The organism is Paenibacillus pinihumi DSM 23905 = JCM 16419, from assembly GCF_000422505.1.
GTDB lineage: Bacteria > Bacillota > Bacilli > Paenibacillales > Paenibacillaceae > Paenibacillus_D > Paenibacillus_D pinihumi.
Genome location: NZ_AULX01000012.1, coordinates 263742 through 285290, shown reverse-complemented (window position 1 = coordinate 285290; position 21549 = coordinate 263742). Strand labels below are relative to the sequence as shown.

15 protein-coding genes are annotated in these 21549 nt (G+C 47.4%); all 15 read right to left on the bottom strand.

The features are described 5' to 3' along the window. Window positions 1-129 precede the first annotated feature (129 nt). Window positions 130-1032: a ComF family protein gene (locus tag H583_RS35115; protein WP_051235940.1), complete on the bottom strand. Its 903-nt coding sequence runs from the start codon at window positions 1030-1032 to the stop codon at window positions 130-132. 1 nt (window position 1033) lies between these two features. Beyond that, window positions 1034-3217, bottom strand: a complete 2184-nt coding sequence (locus tag H583_RS0103630) for an ATP-dependent helicase ComFA (protein WP_028559273.1) — start codon at window positions 3215-3217, stop codon at window positions 1034-1036. Window positions 3218-3382: 165 nt separating this feature from the next. Beyond that, window positions 3383-3874, bottom strand: coding sequence for a glycosyltransferase family protein (locus H583_RS35110; protein WP_051235938.1), 492 nt, complete (start codon window positions 3872-3874; stop codon window positions 3383-3385). A gap of 57 nt (window positions 3875-3931) precedes the next feature. Beyond that, window positions 3932-4636 carry a hypothetical protein gene (locus H583_RS0103620; RefSeq protein WP_028559272.1) on the bottom strand — a complete coding sequence of 235 codons (705 nt, stop codon included), beginning with the start codon at window positions 4634-4636 and terminating at the stop codon, window positions 3932-3934. Further along, window positions 4636-5841: a hypothetical protein gene (locus H583_RS0103615; protein WP_028559271.1), complete on the bottom strand. Its 1206-nt coding sequence runs from the start codon at window positions 5839-5841 to the stop codon at window positions 4636-4638. The genes H583_RS0103620 and H583_RS0103615 overlap by 1 nt, the downstream gene beginning before the upstream one ends. Before the next feature lie 102 nt (window positions 5842-5943). Beyond that, entirely contained in the window at window positions 5944-6384 is a 441-nt protein-coding gene (locus H583_RS0103610) for an anti-sigma factor (protein ID WP_028559270.1), read from the bottom strand. After that, entirely contained in the window at window positions 6381-6914 is a 534-nt protein-coding gene (locus H583_RS0103605) for an RNA polymerase sigma factor (protein ID WP_036708324.1), read from the bottom strand. Before H583_RS0103605 ends, H583_RS0103610 begins: the two co-directional genes overlap by 4 nt. Before the next feature lie 312 nt (window positions 6915-7226). Next, the gene (locus H583_RS0103600; protein ID WP_028559268.1) at window positions 7227-7952 is read right to left on the bottom strand and encodes a response regulator; all 726 of its coding nucleotides are present in this window, start codon (window positions 7950-7952) and stop codon (window positions 7227-7229) included. A gap of 4 nt (window positions 7953-7956) precedes the next feature. Beyond that, window positions 7957-9120, bottom strand: a complete 1164-nt coding sequence (locus H583_RS0103595; RefSeq protein WP_028559267.1) for a sensor histidine kinase — start codon at window positions 9118-9120, stop codon at window positions 7957-7959. Between the two features lie 68 nt (window positions 9121-9188). After that, complete coding sequence (locus tag H583_RS0103590; protein ID WP_036708321.1) at window positions 9189-11933, bottom strand: stalk domain-containing protein; 2745 nt, start codon at window positions 11931-11933, stop codon at window positions 9189-9191. Window positions 11934-12286: 353 nt separating this feature from the next. Further along, window positions 12287-16657 carry an Ig-like domain-containing protein gene (locus tag H583_RS0103585; protein ID WP_154665793.1) on the bottom strand — a complete coding sequence of 1457 codons (4371 nt, stop codon included), beginning with the start codon at window positions 16655-16657 and terminating at the stop codon, window positions 12287-12289. A gap of 124 nt (window positions 16658-16781) precedes the next feature. Further along, a complete protein-coding gene (metK, locus tag H583_RS0103580; protein ID WP_028559264.1) occupies window positions 16782-17984 on the bottom strand; it encodes a methionine adenosyltransferase in 1203 nt (400 codons plus the stop codon). Window positions 17985-18117: 133 nt separating this feature from the next. Beyond that, a complete protein-coding gene (locus tag H583_RS0103575) occupies window positions 18118-18390 on the bottom strand; it encodes an alpha/beta-type small acid-soluble spore protein (RefSeq protein WP_028559263.1) in 273 nt (90 codons plus the stop codon). A gap of 113 nt (window positions 18391-18503) precedes the next feature. Continuing rightward, a complete protein-coding gene (locus tag H583_RS0103570; protein ID WP_028559262.1) occupies window positions 18504-18983 on the bottom strand; it encodes a hypothetical protein in 480 nt (159 codons plus the stop codon). A gap of 11 nt (window positions 18984-18994) precedes the next feature. After that, window positions 18995-21523, bottom strand: a complete 2529-nt coding sequence (locus H583_RS0103565; protein ID WP_028559261.1) for a hypothetical protein — start codon at window positions 21521-21523, stop codon at window positions 18995-18997. Window positions 21524-21549 lie beyond the last annotated feature (26 nt).

The following is a 21549-nucleotide window of genomic DNA, read 5'->3' as shown; positions in this document are numbered from 1 at the left end:
ATTTTAACGGATAACTTTATTTTTTTCACTAATGTTTTCTTAAAATTAATCTTCAGTTTGTCTGAAGCACAGAATTTCTAAGTTGAATATAGAACTAACCATAGGACAGACAGCCTTGCCTTCGCTATCCTATCCCCTCGCCCAGGCAAGAGAATAGACCTCTACCGGAATCACTGTCCCGCTCAGCGATTTGGCACATGCCCTAAGCGTGCTTCCCGTTGTATAAATATCATCTACAATCAGAATTCGGATGGTGCTGTTAGTTGGAGTGCTTTGTTGACGGTTGCGCTTCAGAGATAGCTGATTGAGCAAGTGAGCAGCATCAGGAGCAGGAGTGAACAGAGCTTCTGTATTTTGAAACCTTGCTTTTCGCGATTGAAAGCTTTGCTTGGGCGTGTCCCGAATCCTGTTTAAAAGTTCGATAGCGGGCAGGCCGTACCGCACGGCAAGCCCCTCCGCGAGCAGTTGTGCCTGGTTAAAGCCCCTCTCCTCAGCCCGCTGGCTGCTAACCGGGACATAAGTGAGCGCATCCCATACGTAAGCGGCTTGGTTCGGGCCGCCCCGCTGAAGAAGCTGCATCAGTTCCCGAGGATGATATTTGGCAAGATTTTTATGCGTGCAATATAAGCGGTAAAGCTCCGAGGTCATGTGTTCGAAAGCCGGGCACATAAGTGCTTCAAGCAAGGAGGCAACAGCTTCGTCACCCCGGTATTTCAATTGAGCCAGAAGCTCCTTCATCCCATCGTCATAGCGAACTGCACTGCGATTGCGTATGAGTTCAGAAGTTGGAAGTCTGATACAGTCATTGCACGGGATACTTCTGCCGCAAGCATGGCAACAGATTTGACCGGCTTCAATCCAAGGAATACTGCTGCAGCATTCCCGGCACAGCATGGCGGATACAAAACGGGCATACGACGTATAACCGGGCATTCCTTCCCGCATCGTCTCCGCAACTACTTTTCCGCATATCCGGCAGGATTTGAAAGAGGGACGAAGCAGTTCAAAAAAAGAGCGAAATAACCGTTTCAAATCAGCTCCCCTCCTTACGCAGGAGATAACCGTGTTTACGGGCATAGCGGTTCATCGTCATAATCTGTCTGACTGCCGATGCCTGTGAACGGGTCTTGTCCGGGCTGCAAAAATAAACGTTCCCGAAGGGATCATCGCCTGAACGCCCGGCGCGTCCTGCCATTTGAACAAGAGACGCCGCATCAAACAAACCAGCACCTGCATCCATAATAAAGACATCGCTGCGCGGCACGGTAACTCCCCGCTCCAATATTGTCGTAGTGATCAGCAAACGAATCTCCCGCTTCCGAAACCGCTGCACCTTTTCCGTACGTTCAGCATCGGCAGATGATGTCCCGTCGATCATGACATTCTTCAATAAACCACGAAGCAGCTGACATAATGGCTCTACGTGACGGATCTTGGCAACAAACACAAAAAGCTGGGCCTCCCTGTTTAATGATTTGCGAAGCGCCTGAATCAATTTGACAGGGATAGCCTGCCGGCTAATTAACTCTGCTGTGCCGGGTATGCGCAGAAGTACCGGGACAGGCAGCGGATGACGATGATAGCGTACAGGAACCCTGGCATGAGCGAGGTTGCCGCGGTTTGCGGCTCGCTGGAGGTCTTCCGGCGGAGTTGCCGAGAGCAGCACTCTGGCACCGCCGGGCTTGCTGACCTTCCGGGCAGCAAAATAAAGCTGTTCGTCGCCCAAATAAGGAAAGGCGTCCAGTTCATCAATAATGACGAGCTCAAAAGCAGCTTCAAAACGGAACAGCTGATGGGTGGTGGAAAGTGTAATTTCTCCCGCCTCCCAGCGCTGGCTGCTTCCTCCGTATAGGGTAACAACAGAGCGTCCGGGAAAAGCTTTGCGGATTCTTGGATCAAGCTCCAGTACAACATCCCGGCGGGGAGTAGCCAAGAGTGCCCGGCCGCCCCGCTGCAATGTGGATTCAATTAACGGAAAGATCATCTCCGTCTTGCCGGCCCCCGTCACTGCCCAAAGTAGAAATTCACGATGCTCTGGTTCCGCATAGGTACTCCTAGAAAGATGAAGCCCAATGCGGGCTGCTATCTTCTGATAGCATGGGAACGGCCTGCTGTCAGCAGCTGCAAGCGGAGAAGGAGCCGCCTCGATATAGCGAAGCGCTTCGCCGGCTGCAGCGAGCTGAGCCGGGCTAAGTCCCCAATGACGCAGGCGGTCTGCCAGCGGTATTGGGGTTTGGTCCGCATGGGGGGCCGGCCATGCGGCTGGTGACGCGGCCACAGGCACTGCCGTGGCCGGCTCTCGCCCGGGTGCAGGGCTGCCGAGCACGAGCAGCCCGCACTCGCGTGCCCGGCCCATGCCGAGGCACGCCTCGCAGTAGGCGCACATGCGCCCGCACGCGGCGCATGGTGTACGGCGCATGCGCGCCGCTCCGCTGCCGCAGCGCTTGCAGCGGCAGTCCCTCCGCGGGCGCGGCCATGCCAGCGCCCGCACAAGGGCGCCTCGCCGGCGCCCGGCCGCCGCAGCGGCTATGGCGCTGCACAGGCGCAGCCGGCCCTGATGGGCCGCAAGCTGGAGCAACGCGTCCCAGCTTGCGCCTGCCGGCAGTGCTGCGCCAGCGGCGGCGAGCAGGTCGTGCGCTTCGCTGTGCAGCAGCGCACGACCCTGCAAAACCAAGACCGCAGCATCAGCGGCTGCGGCCCACACTTGCCCTTGAGCATGGCGCAGCAGCCCGCGCTCACTTCCACTTTCAGCTTGTCCCGCAGCGAGCCAGCTGAACTCCATGCACCGGGCGTCATCGTTGAAGAATGTCACCTTTCTGTTCTTCTCTTTCATTTCCCTGGCCCGATGCTCATTCCATACATGCTCCAGCATCTGCTTCAAGAGAGGCTTGATCTGCTGCTTCTCCAGACGACGGCTCCCGTACTTTTCATTCCAGCGCTCCGCCGCTTCAACAGCAATGCCGAGCGGCTGGCTGCTTCTCCCCCAACACATTGCTTGGTGTTCATTTTGCAGACAGTCGGATCGTGGGAAGGGAACTGAATCAACTGAACAATCCGCTGCTTTTTCCAGTTCTTTATTGAAGCGCACCTCCCTTCGCATGACCCCATCCCAAAAATCCTCATCCAGCCAATAAAGCTGTGTCACCTCACTATGAATACTTGCACCCGCCTGCCAAATTCCCGACTCTAGCTGTACAGCATATATCCATGCTTTCATTCTCATCCCCCTCTTTATGACAACGCAAAAAAGCACACTCCTATAAGCGCAGAAAACGCTTTAAGAAGTGTGCTTCACTCCAACTCTTTTACCATTTTCAGTATACCCCACAATCGCCGGCGGAACAACCAAAGGATGACAGAGCAACGACAACGGGCGGAAGGACTATAACGGCAACTTTTCAAGCTGCTCCGGCCTTCTTAAATCAACAACAATCGCGTGGTCGGCTTCCGATACAATTCCTTCCGCTTGCAGCATCCACAAATAATGATGAGGCTCACGGATACCCGAACGCCCCGGCCAGGGGTTGAAGCTTGAAACTGCCTGCTGTGCCGCCGCAGCTTCTGATCTTCGTTTTGCTTCTCCCGCATTGTACAGCAAAATGCCCTTATCCTTACGGGCCAGCTTCTGCACGATTGCCCCGGTTTCATCGGTTGAGCCTTCATCGACAACCGTTATTTTGACCGGCGAACCGGATTTTAAAGATGACCAGCGAATCGCCCGGATGTAACCTTCCATTTGCAGCTCATGGTTGTCGCCCACAAGCACATAATGAGAGGTGTTGGACTGCTTTTGGCCGTAATAATAACGGATGATCAACACGATCGCTGCAGCCAGCATATAGCACACTACAATGCCAAGGAACAAGGAGACCATAAGAGCCACCTCCTTTTTGTAGCACTATATGCGCTGCGCGAACTGGTGGTTCCAGACTTAAAGGTTATCGTTAAGCTTCCAGTTCTTTGGCAGCTCTCCTTCAAATATCGGGCGTACAAGCCATCCAGGCATCTCGACCGGAATAGTTTCCGGCAACACCAGAGTGACGTAGCAATAATCAGAAGAGACTGGAAACCTTCCTCTCTCTTTTAACTGATTCAACGAAATATACAAGGTATCGCCTGCCTGGCGCATACGGGTTACATCCAGTTCCTTCTGCCCTTCCCTTCCTGGCGAGACCAGACAATTCCCAAACACTTCAACACTGCGCTCCTTCATTTTATCAACGGAAACTTGCGGTCCCATTCTGCCGTTTCCACGGACCACAATTCGCTTTATGGAGGCATCAACCGGTTGTTGATGGTCTGTAATATCCATGTATGTTTTTTCCGCTGTTAACTTGCGGAATTCTTCTATAATACCTGAGGACTGCCCAAGCGCTAACAAAATCGCAGTTCCTCCAAAGAAAGCCACCACAAACATGCTGAACAGATCAAATTTGACAAGCGGCGCATCCTGTTTGCTCTGCCACAAATAAATCAAAATTTCAATGCCCACCATAATGAGCAGCAAGGGCCACCATAGAACAGCCCGCTCGAGCCACTGCGATCCAAAGAAATAGGAGAGTGCAATCATGCTTCCCATTGCGATCATCGCCAGGCCCATTGACCAGGTCCCGACTCTCCATTGTCTATTTCCCATTACATATTACCTTCCTTCTTCTTCCTTGTCCCTTTTACCAGAAGCATAATACCGCCAGCAATAAGCAGAATCGCTACCATAGCGGACTGAATATGCTCACGAATGGCATACAGGTTAAACAAGTCCTTGAAATACCGCGGCAAAATACCAACCAGCAGCTGATCAAATACATAATAAATGCCCAGCAAAATCAGTCCTGCACCCAATCCCCGCTGCCGGTTAGGAAGCCATTGTATTACAGGCTCATCTTGCAGATGCCCCCCGTACTGCTCAAATTTGGAGCTTTGCTGCAACCCGTCAAAAAAGGCATAGCACCAAATAATCGGCACAATAAATAAAAACAAAGTTAAGCGCAGCGTATCCAGTATATAAATGGAAAACAGGAAGCCGGCCATAAGCTGCAGGCCGCGGCGCTGCAATCCCAAATACATATGGCCCGCGCCCGGAAATACAGAAAACAGTGTCGCCACAAGCCTGCTGCGTCTGCCGGTCTCCCGCTCGCGATCCCATTCCTCAAGAATCGTAATATCCTGCAAAACCTCTCCTCTTTGCTTTCGGCCAACCAGAGATATAGCATCAAACATTCCATATAGCCATAGAATCGGGAGCGCAGCCAGAAAGACTAAAAAACCTCTCTGATTGGTTAGAATTGACAGAAAAAAAATCATGATCATCATACCGAAAAATCCGACAAGCAAAGTCAACCCGCGCTGCTTCAATCCAAGCTGCAAATGCCCAAGTCCCGGGATGAAAGATAGCAAAATCGTAAAGAAGCGCTCTGTCGCTTGATTCCCTTGTCCCGGCGGAACAGCACCCTGTCCATACCCATGCTGAGCGGAAGAACCGTTATGATGGGACGGCGATACTTCATTATGTGAATATCCATTTGGGGATATTGGAGGTATCGGGGAGTTTACGGATGGTCCGTTTCCCCCGTAATAGCCATCCCTCCATACGCCAGCAGGGTGCCTGACCAAATAAATGATAATGTCCAGCATGTTGAACAGCCATACTATAGCTGCGAAAAAAATAACGATTAAAATATTGCCTCCGTCACCTGATGCAACAGCCAGCAAACCTCCTCCTCCAAGTATGCCAAAAAACAGCAGCATGAAAGTAACCGCTCTGCCAATACGGTTGATTGCAAAATGCCCCATTCCGGGGATAAAAGCCAAAAAGAAAATAGATACCGGACTTCGTACCAATTTGTTCTGCCCCTTTCTTAAATACCTTTTTACATTTCCGTTGCTATATGAAAAACCGTGCCGGAATGTATTGTAATTTCGCGCTTGTTATTCGTTCACGTATTACTTGCCCGTCTTGCCCGTTACCCAGGAGTTTAACACCTCAGAGGTTCTGTCCATAACTTTCTCTGTCAGGAGAGGCGTATCGTGCTCTGCAATTACGGATATCCTCCACTTGTCCGTATAGGAAAACAGTTCATGAAAGACCCCTGATGACATAAGCAAAAACGTAATACTGGCAGCAATCATATAATGGAGAACCTTGGTTTTGCGTTCATGACCGGATGAGTTCTGCCTTGTTGACTGCAAGCCGGACATTACCTTCTCTGTTAATGCTTCTGCCCTTTGCTCAGGCCAGATGCCATGACTGGATTCTGCAGCTTCAGCATAAAGCTTTAAACAGTGGTCACAGGCGTACAAATGCTTCTCCGCAAGCTTCCGCTCCATATCCGTCACGCGGTCCAGGGAGTAAGCCAGCCAAAAGTCTTTGTCCAGATGCTTCATGTCAAATCCTCCTTCTTCCAGTGCTTCCTCAACCATTGTTTGGCGCGATAGAGACGGGACTCAACGGTTTTCAATTCCACTTGTTCCTGTTCGGCAATTTCCTTATAACTTTTGTCCTCCATATAGAAAGCTTGTACAACCTTCTTATGTCCTTCAGGCATAGCTTCAATCATATTATGGACCTGCTGAACCCTTTCGGCCCGTAAAACCGCTCCTTCAGTTGTTCCCTCATAAGCAGCCGCATTGTTATTATTGACACCCAGCTGAGACTCCGGGCCGCCCACTGTCCCTTCCAGCGGCAGCTCAATTGTGCGCTTCAGTTTGCGCTTGTAATCAATTGCCTTGTTGACTGCAATACGGGTAAGCCAGGTTTTGAGGCCTTGCCCTCTGTACTGGGGGAGAGCCAGGTATATCTGCAGCAGCGCTTCTTGGAGCGCATCCTCTGTATCCTTCGGATTTCGAAGCACCGCGTAGATGTAGCTGTACAAATCCTGACGGTAATGCTCGACAAGAAGGCGAAATACTTCCATGTTGCCGTCTTTAATTTGCTTTATCCACTCCTCTTCACAAATACGCTCTCCCCCTTCCCATTTTAAATAGACGAGTAAAAGAACAAAAACCCTGCACGATGATTAATAAAATACTGAAGAAAATTTAAAATATATGATTCTATGTCTTGTGAAAGTATCTGCTGAACCATAAAAAAGAATGCCCCTAACGCCAGATGAACAACGACCCGCAAGAGCATCACTTTTTCAAGCGTTATCTTGCGGGCCATGGTTCATATTAGAGCTTTAGGGCACTCTTTATATTCTGTCCAATATGTATGCAAAAATTGAAGGTTACAGGGTAACCCAGCCATTCTTGATAGAGTTGATTACCGCTTGCGTCCGGTCATCAACCTCCATTTTTTGCAGAATGCTGCTGACATGGTTTTTAACCGTCTTCTCACTGATATACAAATATTCGCCGATCAGCTTGTTGCTTTTCCCCTCAGCCATCAGTCTCAGAACCTCTGCTTCTCTGCGGGTCAGCGGGTTGTTGTCGCCTGCGATAAATTTCACGCCGCTTTCTTTGGTTGCCGCCGCACCGGATACAGCGCCAATCTCGTCCAAGTATGTCATTCTGCGAAGCTGGTTGATCAGCTTGCCCGTGACCTTCGGATGAATATAAGCGTGGCCGCTGACGACAGAACGGATCGCATTGACTAACGCCTCAGCTTCCATGTCTTTCAGCAGATAACCGCTGGCTCCCTTGCGAAGGGTCTCAAACACATAACTTTCATCGTCATGAATCGACAAAATAATGACTTTCACATCCGGGAAAATGTCACGCAGTCTCTCTGTAGCGACGACTCCGTTCTCCACCGGCATATTGATATCCATCAGAACAACCTCAGGCTTCTGATGATTGCAAAACTCCAGTACCTGAATGCCATTGCCGCATTCCCCAATGACTTCGAGGTCTTCTTCCATATTCAAAATCCGTTTCAAGCCTTCACGAAAAAGCTGGTGATCGTCTGCGAGCAAAACCTTGATTTTGCGTGTTCCTGTTGATGCTAACTCCATATTATTAAGACTCCTTTCTTATCTCTGCGTTTATAGGAATATGAATCGTAATTTTAGTGCCTTCCTGGATTGCTGATTCGATATCCAATCTTCCCTCGAGCAAATCCACCCTCTCTCGCATGCCGATCAGTCCAAAGCTGGAATTTTCGGCTGCCCGTTGTTCGGCTTGGCCGACATGAAAGCCGCTCCCGTTATCCTGTACAACAATCTTGACCATCTGGGCCTGATACGTGATTTCTAGCGATACAAATGAAGGATTCGCATGCTTCAAGGCATTCGTATATGCTTCCTGAATTAAGCGGTAGATCCCGGCCTCCATTGCGGAAGGCAGTCTAATTTCCCGGCCTACCAACTCAAAGTTCGTGCGGATTTTTGTTTTTTCCTCAAAATCCTGCACATACTTGCGCAGCGTAGGCACAAGGCCCAAATCATCCAAGGCCATTGGGCGCAAATTGAAAATAATTTTCCGAATTTCCTCCAAGCCGGAACGAACCTGACCTTTTAGATCTATTAATTCGTCCTGAACCAGGCGAAACTCCTGCTTCACCAGCATTCTTTCTGCAATCTCTGTGCGAATGACAAGGTTAGCCAAAGACTGGGCAGGACCATCATGGATCTCACGGGCGATGCGTTTACGTTCTTCCTCCTGCGCCAAAATAATTTTGAGTCCAATCAGTTGACGATTTTTGGCTGACTCCAAAATTCTAGTAATCTGGGTAAGGTCTCCGGACAGATACTCCAGCACTACATTCACTTGTGAGCTGATGGTCTCTGCACGTTCAATCGAAAGTTCGACATTTTTCGCGCGAAGCTGCAACTCGTCCCGCCTCGCCTTTAAATAGTTCTCCTTTTCACGAAAAACCATAAGCTCAAGTTGGATTTGCGTCGCTTTTTCATAGGCGATCTTGATGTCTTCTTCCTTGTACCGGACAAAGTCCCGGCTTACCTCGGTAAGCCGGATTCTTGAACGGCGGTAATCCAGCTCGAGACGATCAACTCTCTCAATCGTCTCGGCTGTTTCCTTGAACACCTGCTCCAGCTCCTTGGTCAGCAGAGTAAGCTCGTTGCGGGCGGCTTCGCAGATTTCAAAGATTTGATATTTACTGTCTTCCATAACCTGAATCGCATTTTTGATGACGCGATCGATGTCATCGACTCTGTACTCCACTACCGAACCCGCCCACTTTCCTATTAAACTCGACTGCTACTATCATACCATAGATGCTGTATGAAATATTATTGGATTGTAACTTTTTGGGCCTTACTGTCCCAATTCACGGTCAAACCAAGCTGCTCGGATACCAGACGGACCGGCACGAGTGTTCTGCCGCTGCGTTCAATAGGACTAACTTCCGTCTTGATTCTTGAGCCATTCATCACAACTTCCTTGCGTCCGATCCAAAGGTCCAGCATCTTGCTTCCCCGGATAAAAGTCACCCGGCGGCTGCTGCCTTCCCAGTTTACCTGACCGCCAATCGCATCCGATACGAAACGCAGCGGCACATAAGTAGTCCCGCTCAAAACGATTGGAGCTGCATCAAGGGCTGTTGCCTGGCCGTTTACTGCGGCGCTCTTCTTGCCGATTGTCAGCTCGATTTTGGAAGCCGCGGGAGTTGAAACCATATTCTGATATTCAAATTTAATATCGTCAATTGCTACCTGTCCTGTGAGTGCGCGCTCCTCTTGTCCGGATTCCGGGTTCGCGACATAAATCTGCTTGACCGAGATTGGGTAGCTTAGGCCCAGCCCGCTCAAGTCCACCTTGACATCCTTCCACCCGGTCCAATCAAGAGGTCTGGCCAGATCGAGATAATGTGTCTTCCCTTTGGCATCGTTTACCTCGGCGCGCAGCCAGTTTTTGCTGCCGTCTCCATAGACGGAGGCTGTCAGGCTTACAGGCTTGCCCTCTACGGCCTTTCCGTTGCTGCCCAGTACTGCGTAAGCCCAACGGCCGCCGGCGCCCGTGGTGAAGTCATACGTAATTTGCAGGGCAGATCCTTCCTTGCCGCCCAGCCCTTTGGCAATAGAAGCAGAACCTAATGTGCCGGATGGATTGCCTTTAAACGTAATCGGGTAATTCACCTTCTCGAAGTCTTCCCAAACTTTCGATGCTACCGATTTCGAAGCAGAGAAGGCAGCCATTGTAGCATAGCCGTCATATCTTGCAATCGCATAGGCATTATCAGCGCCCTTGTTCACGGACTCGACCATCAGCTTTCCGTCCTTCACGGTGCCCTTCATGCCTTGCAGCTCCCAGGTTATGGATTCAGCCGGAACCGTCAGCTCGCGGCCATCGTTTAATTTCACCTTAACTGGCAGGCTGATGGATGAACCTGCAGCAACCGAGCTGCTGCTCGGGGACACGGTCATCTGATCAATCTGGCTTCCGGCAACCACTTCCACATCCATTGTCGCTGATGCGCTGCCGGATTTGACCGTCAGTGTCGTTTTCCCGGTTTTCTTGGCTGTAAATACATTTCCGGAGAAGCTGCCCAGTGACTTCGCACTCCAGGTTGCATTGGCTCCATCAAATTTAATCGGATTATAGTAGGTGTCGTAACCTTTCAAGGAGAACTCCGCCGGCCCGTTAACGAATACGCTTGAAGGTCCGCTGGCGCGGATTCCTTTTGCTTCGCCTTGAGGAGCATTCGTGTATACCCCCAGACCATTGGCCACAGCACGCTGGGATGTTCCAACCCCGTTCGAGGTCGAGTGTGTCAGCCCTGCTGCGAAATCACCCAGCGGACGCGACACCATCGTTGTAGAACCTCCTCCGTCGAGATTAAGCCCTTTCCACACCCCAAGAGAGACCATTGCAGTCTGCAATTCCTTAAGCGTCATGCCCGAGCTGCTGCCTTGCTTCTCAACTGTGAACAGATACAGCTTCTTGCTATCCTTGGAATACCCGATCGCCGTACGTGCTACCGGGCTGCTGCCGCTTACACCGGAAATGTCACGGGTAAATGCAGCTTCCTTCCCGTTATCTACAAGCATCGTATGCCCGCCGACCATCATCTGGAAAGTACCCGGATCCTTCTTCGCTCCTGTAGTCAGGGACACCAGATTATAATTTGTCGAGACCTGTTGACCAACTTTCAGGTTCTCCCGCACGAATTTGGCTGCATCTCCATGTGCCCTGAGTATGTAGCCGTCATTCGTCACCGTGCCGGGAATCGAGCCGTTTTCCTGAATCTGCGTTACTACGCCATTTTTGACCAACACTTCAGTCGGAATAGTCGCGCTGTTCTGCGGGCGTTCAGTCGTAGCCCAGGCGCTTGTATACATATAGAGCGCATTGACATGACTCCGCTGGCCGCCGTTAGCTGTATCCATCGTGTAATTGGTCTTGTTGATGCCGGATAGTGAAAAAGAAGCACCTGACTCCGCTGTTACGGTTCCTTCGAAGGAATAGTTATCAATTTCAGGCGTACGGTTCTTGTCCAGAGAGAAGGAATACATGCCTTTAATTACAGAAGGAGTGGTCACCAGGTTACCATCGGTAATTTGCGGGCCCATTCCAACACCCTCGGCAGTCATAATGAAGAAGTCTGCATTTATACCCGCTACAGCTCCGGTTTCAGCAACCATATTCGTGACCGTATTTTTGCTGGCGACCGTACTGTTTTTACCGCTCATCACATCCAGTTTCACATACGGATTGCTCAAATCAAGCTCCAGCACATATACGTTGGCCTGAACAGCCTTGTTGCTCCGCGTTGAAGTCCATACATATTTTTGCTGCTTGACTCCGGACGTTACCATCACTTCATCCTGCAGCTTAATGGAAGGTGATTGTGCGGATGCTGCCGAAACAACCGTTCCTCCCCATGTCAAAGAAAGCGGAACAAACGGCTGCACCAGCAATACTCCGCTCAACGTCACGATTAAAATCTGCTTTCTCATCGTTGCAACAGTCTTTTTTGCCGGGACGGCCCGGTCCATCCCTTTGCGTCTTTCGCTTCTGTTTAACGGTTTCCGCATTTCTCCTGCAACTCTCCCATCTAGAAATCTATTAGTTATAGACTTCTAAACGTAGAAAAAAGTTCCGCAAAATTAGAAGACTTTAATAGTTTTTTAGAATTGACGGGGATTCATCGCTTGGAATTACCAAATAATTATGGATTTTTTAATTAAATAGAAAAAAACTGCCGCATGGTGTCGGCAGCCTTTTCTGTATAAGTGGAACAAAACAAACGGAAGCCGTATGGCCCAAGTGTGAAAGAATTCTGGGGAAGCGAAGCTTTCGACTTTGTTCCCGAATTTCGGAAGAATCTTCACACGGCGACCCTGCTTCGAAAATCATTCATTCAACTTATTCATCACTAATAGTTAGGTCAAGCATCAAGAAAATTAATATAAACCAGCATTCTTTTAATGATGATCGCCGCTTGCGCCCGTGTTGCATTCGCTTTTGGCCCCATCGTGTCCTTCGTCAGACCGGTAATAATGCCCGCCTCGACTGTTCTTGCCAGGGAATCACGCGCCCAGCTTGAAATGCTTCCACGGTCCTTATACGGGGTGAAGTAAGAAGCGGCGCTGCCGTTCAGATCGATTTTTACACCGGCGACCGCTGCTGCCCGAATGATCATGGCAGCCATCTCTTCACGGGTAATAAAATCATTCGGCTTAAAGCTGCCATCCGGATTTCCTTTGACGATATCAGCTTTGGACGCGGCTCCGATATAAGCTGCCATCGGTGAAGAGGCACTCACATCCTTGAATTTCGCCCCGGCCGCTTTATCGCCGGACAAGCCAAGGCCTCTTGCAATGAACATGGCAAATTCAGCGCGGGTAACCGGCTTCTCCGGTTCAAATTTCGTTGCTGTACGTCCCTCTGTAATATACTTGCCTGTCAATGCAATAATATCGCTGCCTGCCCAGTGTTTGCCCGTATCCGTAAAGCTGGCAGATCCATTGATCACCGCATAGGAACCTCCGGCAGCCTGACGCATAAACGATACAGCAGAAGCGCCATTCACTGTTTTTACCTGGGTCGGGACATAAGACAGTTTGCCTGTCTCCGGATCAAGCCAGATGGCCGAGGTTTTCTTCGCATCGAATTGAATCCTCGAGTTCATCGTATACGTTACATAACCAGACAACGAATCAACTGTTTTTTCTGCTCCATTGCCAAGCACAGAAAGCTGGAAGTAAGCTGGGCTCGTCATCAGTTGGCCCGGTGAACGATTAATCATAGACATCAGTGAGCTGGACGACGAAATCGTTGATGTCGCATCAATCCGAATAAGCAGCTGCGTATTAGCCGAGTTGGTTCCGGCCTGTTTTGCAAGTTCATTAAAGTTCAGGCTGCTCAATGGGATTTCGTACATCATTTCTCTATAGCTGACAGCAAATGAAGCATTGGACATTTGCTTTTGCGTACTTTCCAGCTGGCCCAGCGATACGGCAACAATTGCAGCCTGCTCCGATGTTGGCACTGTGAACTGGACTCTTGGCGCTATTCCGCTTCCTTTCAGAATCGCATCATAAGCAGCCTGCAGTTTATCGGTCTGAATCGTATAGCGGCTGGCCGCGCGGTTGGCTGGAGTCATATCCAGACTCGTCGTGGCAAGGGAGTCTTTCATATTAATTCCGCCTGCTGCTGCATTGTCCATTCCCGCTGGAAGGTTTACCTGGCCAGGGTTCGGATTATTGCCGTTATTTCCGCTATTATTACCGTTAGTGACTTTATAGTCAGTGAAGCTCCCTACAGTTGTACCTGTAGAGGTTCGTAGGCTTCCTGTAGAGCCAGTATAGCTGACAAGCACCGCATCACCAGAATTAATAGCTTTTGATAATTGAAGAACCACATTAGACCCGGATACAGTCACACTGTTTACCGAGGTATATACGCCTTGAATCCTCACATTGAATTGGGATGCCGCTGGTACATAGCTGCTGTTCAAATTCTGCGAGAAGGCCAGCGTGATGCTTTGCCCCTGGGCATATGCACCGGTCAATAACCCGGTACCTGTCGTATGCGTAGCCGCCTGATTTGAAAAGGATGGCGCTTGATTGCCCGACAAATCGATAATTGGCGGATAACCAACCACATAGCTAACCAGTACATTTTGGTTCGTCGATACTGAAGATGCCAGCGTCAATATGACTTGTGTATTATTTACTTCTACATTGGTAATACCTCTGGCTTGTTGGTTGACCAGAACGGCAAATTGGCTTGCAGTTGGAACAGGGCTCGTAGTAAGCCCTTTATTGTAGGTCAGCGTCACCTTATTGCTGTTCACTGTCAATGTCTGAAGCTCAGGCGGCTGCCGGTCAAACGGGTTACGGACGTAAAAATTGCTAAAGGCTTGTACAGAGTTTCCATAGTAATCACGGAGCGCGTAAGAACCCGGTGTATAGTTCACATAAACGGGAGCATTATCCGAAACAATGGAATCAAGAGTAATTGTAGCCGCCATTCCACCTGCCACAACATTTTTAATCGAACGAGAACTGCCACCTACAAAAACAGTAAATTGATTGTACGCGTCCTGTACCGAAGGCATTGCACTTAGGCCTTCAGAGAAATAAACAGTTATCGTATTATTGCTGACTGTCCCGCTGGTTGGCTTCGGCAAGGTAGTATCTGAAGAGTTCGTAACCGTATAACTTGATATATTATTCGCCTGATTGCCTGACAAGTCTTGAAGTGGTGTAGAGCCCTTGGAATAAGACACCTTCACCGTCTGACCGTATATGACCCCATTCGGGAGAGACAATGTAACTGTCTTATCATTAATAGAAATACCTGTTACATTTCTTGAAACATCGTTGACTGTTACATAAAAATTTGAAACAGGAGGAGCATAAGCTGCATTTAACGTTTTGGAATACGTAAGAACAATTCGGGTACCGCCGGACATTTCCGCCTTGGAAAGCTGTGGAATTGCCGTATCTACTCCAGTTCGGAAGGTCCATTGAAACTCATTTTGAATGCCTGGAAACTTATTACCGGCCAAATCGGTTACGGCACCAGCCGGGATTTCTACAAAATACGAAACCCCATTAATTAACGACGATGATGGTCTGATATTTAGTTTTCTGTTGTCATTCGTATCTACAGTTGCTGTAGTGGAAAAGGATGAACTTGTACCTGAACGTCTAATTGTAATAACGCCGTCTCCTCGTTGAATCGGCTTGTTGAACGTAACAAACATCGTCGGGCTGGTGGAGACATTCGTTGCATTATTAGCAGGAGAGTAAGTCACGATATGTGGAGCTGAAGTGTCTTTATTTACTCTAAAAGTCCAGGTCGACTTGTCATTAATACCCGCATAATTGTTGCCCGAGCTGTCCGCGAAAGCCTGATTTCCAATTTGAACGTAATAGGAGCTGTTATCAACAAATTGTCTTCCCGGATTCACAGTAATTTTACTTGTCCCACCGCCAGTAACCAAATCAGAAGTGACAGGAATGGAAGCAAAGACTGCGTCATTGGAGGCATTGCGGATAACTACATTACCTATTCTCGGGTAGACTTCTTTATCGAATGTAATTTCAAGCCTGGTATCCAATGCGTTGGCAGTTGAACCCCGGCTTGGGCTAAGAGTCCGTACTGTCGGGCTTTGGCTATCTACTGTATTAAAGCTCCATGTGGAAGCATCTGAAATCCCCTGGAAGCTGATAGAGCCTACCGCAGAACGGAAAGCGCCGCTATCCATAATGACATAATAGCCTGTATTCGCATCAAAATTATTATGCGTAATTGTAACGAAGGATCCTGATACTTGTACATTCGGGCTGCCTACACTAATCGTTTGAAACATACGGTTATCAGAAATTCGGCGAATTTCAATATTTCCGCTTCCTTTAACCATAGCCGCATTGAAGCTCATCGTGAGCGGCGCATTCACCGCTACCCCGTTCTCCTTATGTGACGGGCTAAAGCTTGGCATGGCCATTGGGGGAGCTGATGTAGTAAAGTTCCAACCGCTAACCGCAGTTGTTCCTTTGCCATATGAATCCACAAAAGCATTATTATCAATGGCTACGTTGTATCTGCTCCCAGAAGCCAACTGAGATGGTAGGGTAACCCGAATCGTTCTGTTAAACGACCCGCTTCCCTGTACATTGCTTGATGTTACGGAAATCACCTGCACATCCCCGGTGTTTTCATTTTGCAAGGTAATATTCCCGGCAGAGGCATACACCGTTTTATTAAATACCAGTTCAAGTGCAGTATCGATCGGTACGACTGATCCGGAAGCCGGATACATGGAGGTAATCAATGGTGAGTTAGAATCTGTTGATATAACTGAGAAATTCCATGCTGTCGCATTTACGATGCCTGCAAAGTTAGCCCCATTGCTGTTTTGGAAAGCACCAGCATCAACAAGAACGTAATAATCACCACCTGCTTCAAGCGTACCCGATGGAAGGTTAATATTTACGATATTGCCGCTAATCGAAATTTCGCTTCCTGAAGCAGCAGAAATCGACCTTACAATTTGATTATCTGCTACTTTACGAATGGAAATGGAAGCTGAACCGGTTCCTCTGGTTACATTCTCGTCAAACGTCATTGAGAGATTCGAATTTACTGGTACATTTACAGCGTCATCAACAGGATAGGTACCGAGCAAAACCGGTCCTGATGGCGCAGCTTCGACTTTGACAGGAGCTGATAATACCATATTTAACAATAACTCTACGATTAACACTGTCACTAGCAATACTGAAATCCGTCTTAAATTCCGAACCAAAGCTGACTCACTCCCCAAAAAGACAATTGTATATATATTTTCGGTTAATTAATTGGCGAAGTTTAGAGCATAAATAAAATAAACCGCCATACTAAAATGTATGACGGTCTAAGAGGGTACTTTATTAGCTCAGAGCATCCGCTTTCAGCTTGTCAGCCTTGTCCACGCGCTCCCATGGCAAATCTACATCTGTACGTCCAAAATGACCGTAAGCCGCAGTTTGTCCATAAATCGGGCGACGCAGATCCAGCATTTTAATAATACCAGCAGGACGCAGATCAAAGTTACTGCGAATCACTTCTACCAGTTTCTCTTCTGCTACTTTGCCAGTACCATAAGTATCTACGTTAATGGATACAGGGGTGGCTACACCGATTGCATAAGCAAGCTGAATTTCGCATTTGTCAGCAAGTCCCGCCGCAACGATATTTTTCGCTACATAACGTGCTGCGTAAGCTGCAGAACGGTCAACTTTTGTCGGGTCTTTACCTGAGAAAGCACCACCGCCATGACGAGCATAGCCGCCATAAGTATCAACGATAATTTTACGCCCTGTAAGACCGGCATCACCTTGAGGTCCGCCAATAACAAAACGACCGGTTGGGTTAATATAATATTTTGTAGCATCATCAAGCCATTCGGATGGTACAGCAGGCTTAATTACATGCTCTTGAATATCGTTTTGGATTTGTTCCAACGTTATTTCCTCAGCATGCTGAGTAGAAACGACAATAGCATCAACACGAACTGGCTTGCCTTCCACATATTCAATTGTAACTTGGGTTTTGCCATCTGGACGGAGGTATTCCAAGGTTCCGTTCTTTCTTACCTCTGACAGCCGGCGTGCAATACGGTGTGACAATGCGATTGGCAGTGGCATCAGTTCAGGAGTCTCATTTGTAGCAAAACCGAACATCAAACCTTGGTCGCCTGCACCGATATCTTCATTTTCCTGACGAATATCTTTGCCATCACGCGTCTCAATCGCTGCGTTTACACCTTGTGCAATATCAGCAGATTGCTCATTAAGCGAGGTCAATACCGCACATGTGCTGGCATCAAAACCAAACTTGGCACGGGTATATCCGATATCCTTAATCGTACGGCGAACGATAGCCGGGATATCCACATAATCCGCACGGCTGCTGATTTCCCCAATAACAAGCACCAGTCCGGTGGCTACAGATACTTCACAAGCTACGCGCGCATAAGGATCAACTTCAAGAAAAGCATCCAATACAGCATCGGAAATTTGGTCACATATTTTATCGGGATGACCCTCGGTTACAGACTCAGAAGTAAATAAGTGGCGACCTTTTGTTGACATCCGTTCAACCTCCCATATACCTTAGTATGTTATAAGTTCGTTTTACCTACATAAAAAATGAACCTTTTCCATAAAGGAAAAGGTTGTTAGACAACTCTCTAGGACAGTATGATACCGGATATGTTTCTTCCTGTCAATGGATGCTTCCAAGCACTTGTTCGGCTCTGGCAATCAGACGCTTTGTAATTTCTCCACCAACAGAACCTGCGTCACGCGTAGCTAGCTGGCTCCATGGAACATATCCTTGACCCGCTGTTGGAACATCACCAATTTCCCCTGCAAACTCAGTATCCGCTTGTGCTGCCGAATGAATCATCAAACCCAACTCAGCAGCGATCTCATATTTCATTTGATCCAATACCTGACGGCATTCGGGTACCACTTTTTTATTGCTTCGAGTAGCCATTATTAGCACCTCCATTGGTTTTGTAGCTTTATTATATGGAGGAAACGGCTACCCGAAGCGTATAACTTGTTTACATTCCGGGGAAAAATATCTAGGTGCAGCAAGGATTTCTTTTATTTTAGGTCATACCCGCCTTTAACAAGGACGATCAATTTATTATTCTTTACTTTGGCATCCGGCACAATGCCGCGGCCAGCCCGTGGTGACAAGATTAAGTGATTGTTGGCTACGGCTTTACCGTTAGTAAGGTCCGTACCAACGGTTAAGTTTGAAATGCCATCCTTCTCCTCACTATAGGCCAAAGCCTTTCCCGAGCGGACAATAAACTCTGTGCCTTCTTGCGTTGCAACGATGGTTTTCCCTTCCGGAACGGTTACAACCTGCATTGCTGCAGTATTCCCTGATCCCGGGTTTTGATTAGAACCGCCGCCATTTTGCTTCAATAATTGGTCGACATAGCTCTTCGTTACAACAGGATCCTCTGCTGTACCAGGCGTAACCTGGCTTCCAATCGCCTCACTATGCCAGACAGTACCGATTACAGCACCGACAGATAGGATGGAAATAGCTGCAAACAGTTTAACCCTGTTCAAAATTGATCCCCCTAGGAATTTGGATTATTGTTGTTGTTATTTTGGGACACATAGAACCGGCTGTAATCTTTATAGGCAAGCAGTTTTTTGTGGCCATTATGATATTCGTATACATTGAGCTTATATCCGTTGTACAGAACACGGGAGATGTTTGGACCGGTAAATTCAATTTTGCGTTGTTGGTTTTTACCTACAACAAGTCCTTTTTCACCTTCAAATTCTACAATCTGCTCATAGGTAGTGTTGCCATCATTAATTTCAAACAGAAGCTGCTTTTTGTTTTCATTCACTTCATATTTCTTGCTATCTGTCAGAGTATATCTGAGGTCCAACGTTAAGGCTGAATTTCCGGAAATCCCTGCATCAACCTTCTCCAGGGTCAGGGTATAAGGATTGATTTTCATATCCTCGAATTTGTCGCTTACTTGATTAATTGCAACAGGTACATTAAAGGAACCGCCTTTAATGTAGCTATCTGGTTTGTCCTCAATTGTGGAGTATTTCCCGGCTGTAATTGCCTCACCAGCGATAAATTGCAAGCCTTCTCCATCATAGGATTTTGGAATTTGAGCTGAGGCAATAAACAGCGCTTTGCCGGTAGGACTCAATTTGGATTTCACATTTTGGACCTCTGCTTCAATGTATTTTCCGTCTTGAGTTTTGAAATATCCCTTCAATACAGGCAATTCAGAAATCCGGTCTTCCTTGTTTGAATAACTAAATTCAACATAATACATGCTTGAATTTTTATCTTCAAAGCGATAGGAATTTTCCAAATCTAGCGTAGCCTTACGCCCTTTAGAATCCAGGTTGTACGTGTTTCGTACGTATTTCACAGGAGTAAGCTCGTTAATGGTGAATTGTCCCATCGTTCTGATTTTCTTCTCTTCAAGCTGGTCATTCAGGACAAGGCTCATTTTAGAAAATTTATAGCTATATGGAACTTTAGTGCTGATTACATATCTAATGCTTTCACCTGCAGGAATCAAAATCTGATTGTCAAGTTTGACGATGGAGACATCCTTGGCATCCAGTGCAGCACCATTCATTTTCAATGTGCTTTTCATATCCGGAATCAGTTGCTCTTTCTCACCTTTGTTACGAATCTCCACGTAGACGTTAACAATATCTTGATCGCCCCATGGCAGTCTTTCGGTATCCATAATAGCAATTTCATATTTACTATTTTCGTTTTGATATTGTTTAATTAAAGATGCTTGTGAGTCTCCAGTTTTAACCGTTGGCAGTTTGAATCCAGTCAGTACGTAACCGGAAGTTTTATTTTCTTCTTTCGGTTGTTGTACGAGCAAAGTCCAAGATTTAGAAGCATCGCCTACAGGTACTTTTCCTGTCAAAATCAATTCTTTTTGAATTCCTGGTACAAGTTCAATTTCCTCAGCTTCAGGGATTGCCGGATATCTGACTCCACCTGAACTGAGCAAATCAAATGAATATTTAGGAAGCTTAATTGCTTTGCTTCCCTTATTTGTAAACTTTAATGTTACAGAAACTTCGTTTTGCTTTTCGCCTTCATCTACGTAACTGTACTCAATACCAGTTTCAACTTGCACACCATCAATTTTGATGCTCTTGGTCTTGTTGACTTCAGCAATAATATTGCTTGCAGCTTGCCAAGTCATCGCGTAGTTTGCTACTGGAGATTCGAATTTTGCTTCGCCTTCAGTTTGCGTAACAAACAGTTGTGCACCATTCAGATCTACATTGGACTTTACCTCTCCAGAGAGCAAAACATCCAGCTTTTTACCAGATTCCAGTTTCTGATCAGCAGTAATATCGGTATTTAGCTTTACAATATTGCCTGCTTTGGTTTTCATATAAAATTGGTATTCAGAGACATTCTTCACAAAGCTGCCCGAGTTCTCCAACTGGAAGGTTGTTTGGAACTGTGTCGTATCACCCAAATTAAATCTTGAACCCGGCTGCAGATACGTTCTGATTCTCTCTGTGCCTTTTGTTAATACATAATATTGGTTGGACGGTACCACATTGGCGTACTTGGATGTGACACGAGCTTCGCCAATTACACGCTCGTAGTTGGGCATGCTAAAGTCCCATTTAATCAGTTTGAATTTCAAATTGTAGTAGTTCAGTTTAGGATTTACTTTCGCATAAAACTTAAAGGTCTGTGAGGACTGTGGAGCGACACGATTCGACTTGCTATTGCCAGGGTTGGCTTGAACTGAATATTTAGAGCCGCTAGTGTCCATAACGTCAACCCAGTAATCCATAAAATCAAGGTTCTTATTGTCCTTGTTATGTACAGTTACCGTATAATGCACAATCTTTTCATTATTGCTGTATTGGAATAATACATCACTAATTTCAATATAGCTTTTGGAAGTAATATTAAAGGTCTTCAGCTTAGTACCTGCGAAGGCTTTAATTGTATTCGTTTGTTTGGTTTGTGTCGTTGTCGTTTTGGCCGCCGTATTAGCGGCATGTATAAGCTGTGATGGATCTGATATAAGAAGACTTGCGGCCAGTGCTACCGTGCATGTGTACCTACCCAGTTTTTTCATCCATTAATTCTCCTTTGTATAAAACT

What these genes read in the sequence shown, in the direction of transcription:
- H583_RS0103605 (WP_036708324.1), bottom strand. Translation starts at nt 6,914, where the DNA reads ATGGAAGTATTTCGCCTTCTTGTCGAGCATTACCGTCAGGATTTGTAC.
- metK (WP_028559264.1), bottom strand. Translation starts at nt 17,984, where the DNA reads ATGTCAACAAAAGGTCGCCACTTATTTACTTCTGAGTCTGTAACCGAG.
- H583_RS0103600 (WP_028559268.1), bottom strand. Translation starts at nt 7,952, where the DNA reads ATGGAGTTAGCATCAACAGGAACACGCAAAATCAAGGTTTTGCTCGCA.
- H583_RS0103630 (WP_028559273.1), bottom strand. Translation starts at nt 3,217, where the DNA reads ATGAAAGCATGGATATATGCTGTACAGCTAGAGTCGGGAATTTGGCAG.
- H583_RS35110 (WP_051235938.1), bottom strand. Translation starts at nt 3,874, where the DNA reads ATGGTCTCCTTGTTCCTTGGCATTGTAGTGTGCTATATGCTGGCTGCA.
- H583_RS0103610 (WP_028559270.1), bottom strand. Translation starts at nt 6,384, where the DNA reads ATGAAGCATCTGGACAAAGACTTTTGGCTGGCTTACTCCCTGGACCGC.
- H583_RS0103565 (WP_028559261.1), bottom strand. Translation starts at nt 21,523, where the DNA reads ATGAAAAAACTGGGTAGGTACACATGCACGGTAGCACTGGCCGCAAGT.
- H583_RS0103575 (WP_028559263.1), bottom strand. Translation starts at nt 18,390, where the DNA reads ATGGCTACTCGAAGCAATAAAAAAGTGGTACCCGAATGCCGTCAGGTA.
- H583_RS0103590 (WP_036708321.1), bottom strand. Translation starts at nt 11,933, where the DNA reads ATGCGGAAACCGTTAAACAGAAGCGAAAGACGCAAAGGGATGGACCGG.
- H583_RS0103620 (WP_028559272.1), bottom strand. Translation starts at nt 4,636, where the DNA reads ATGGGAAATAGACAATGGAGAGTCGGGACCTGGTCAATGGGCCTGGCG.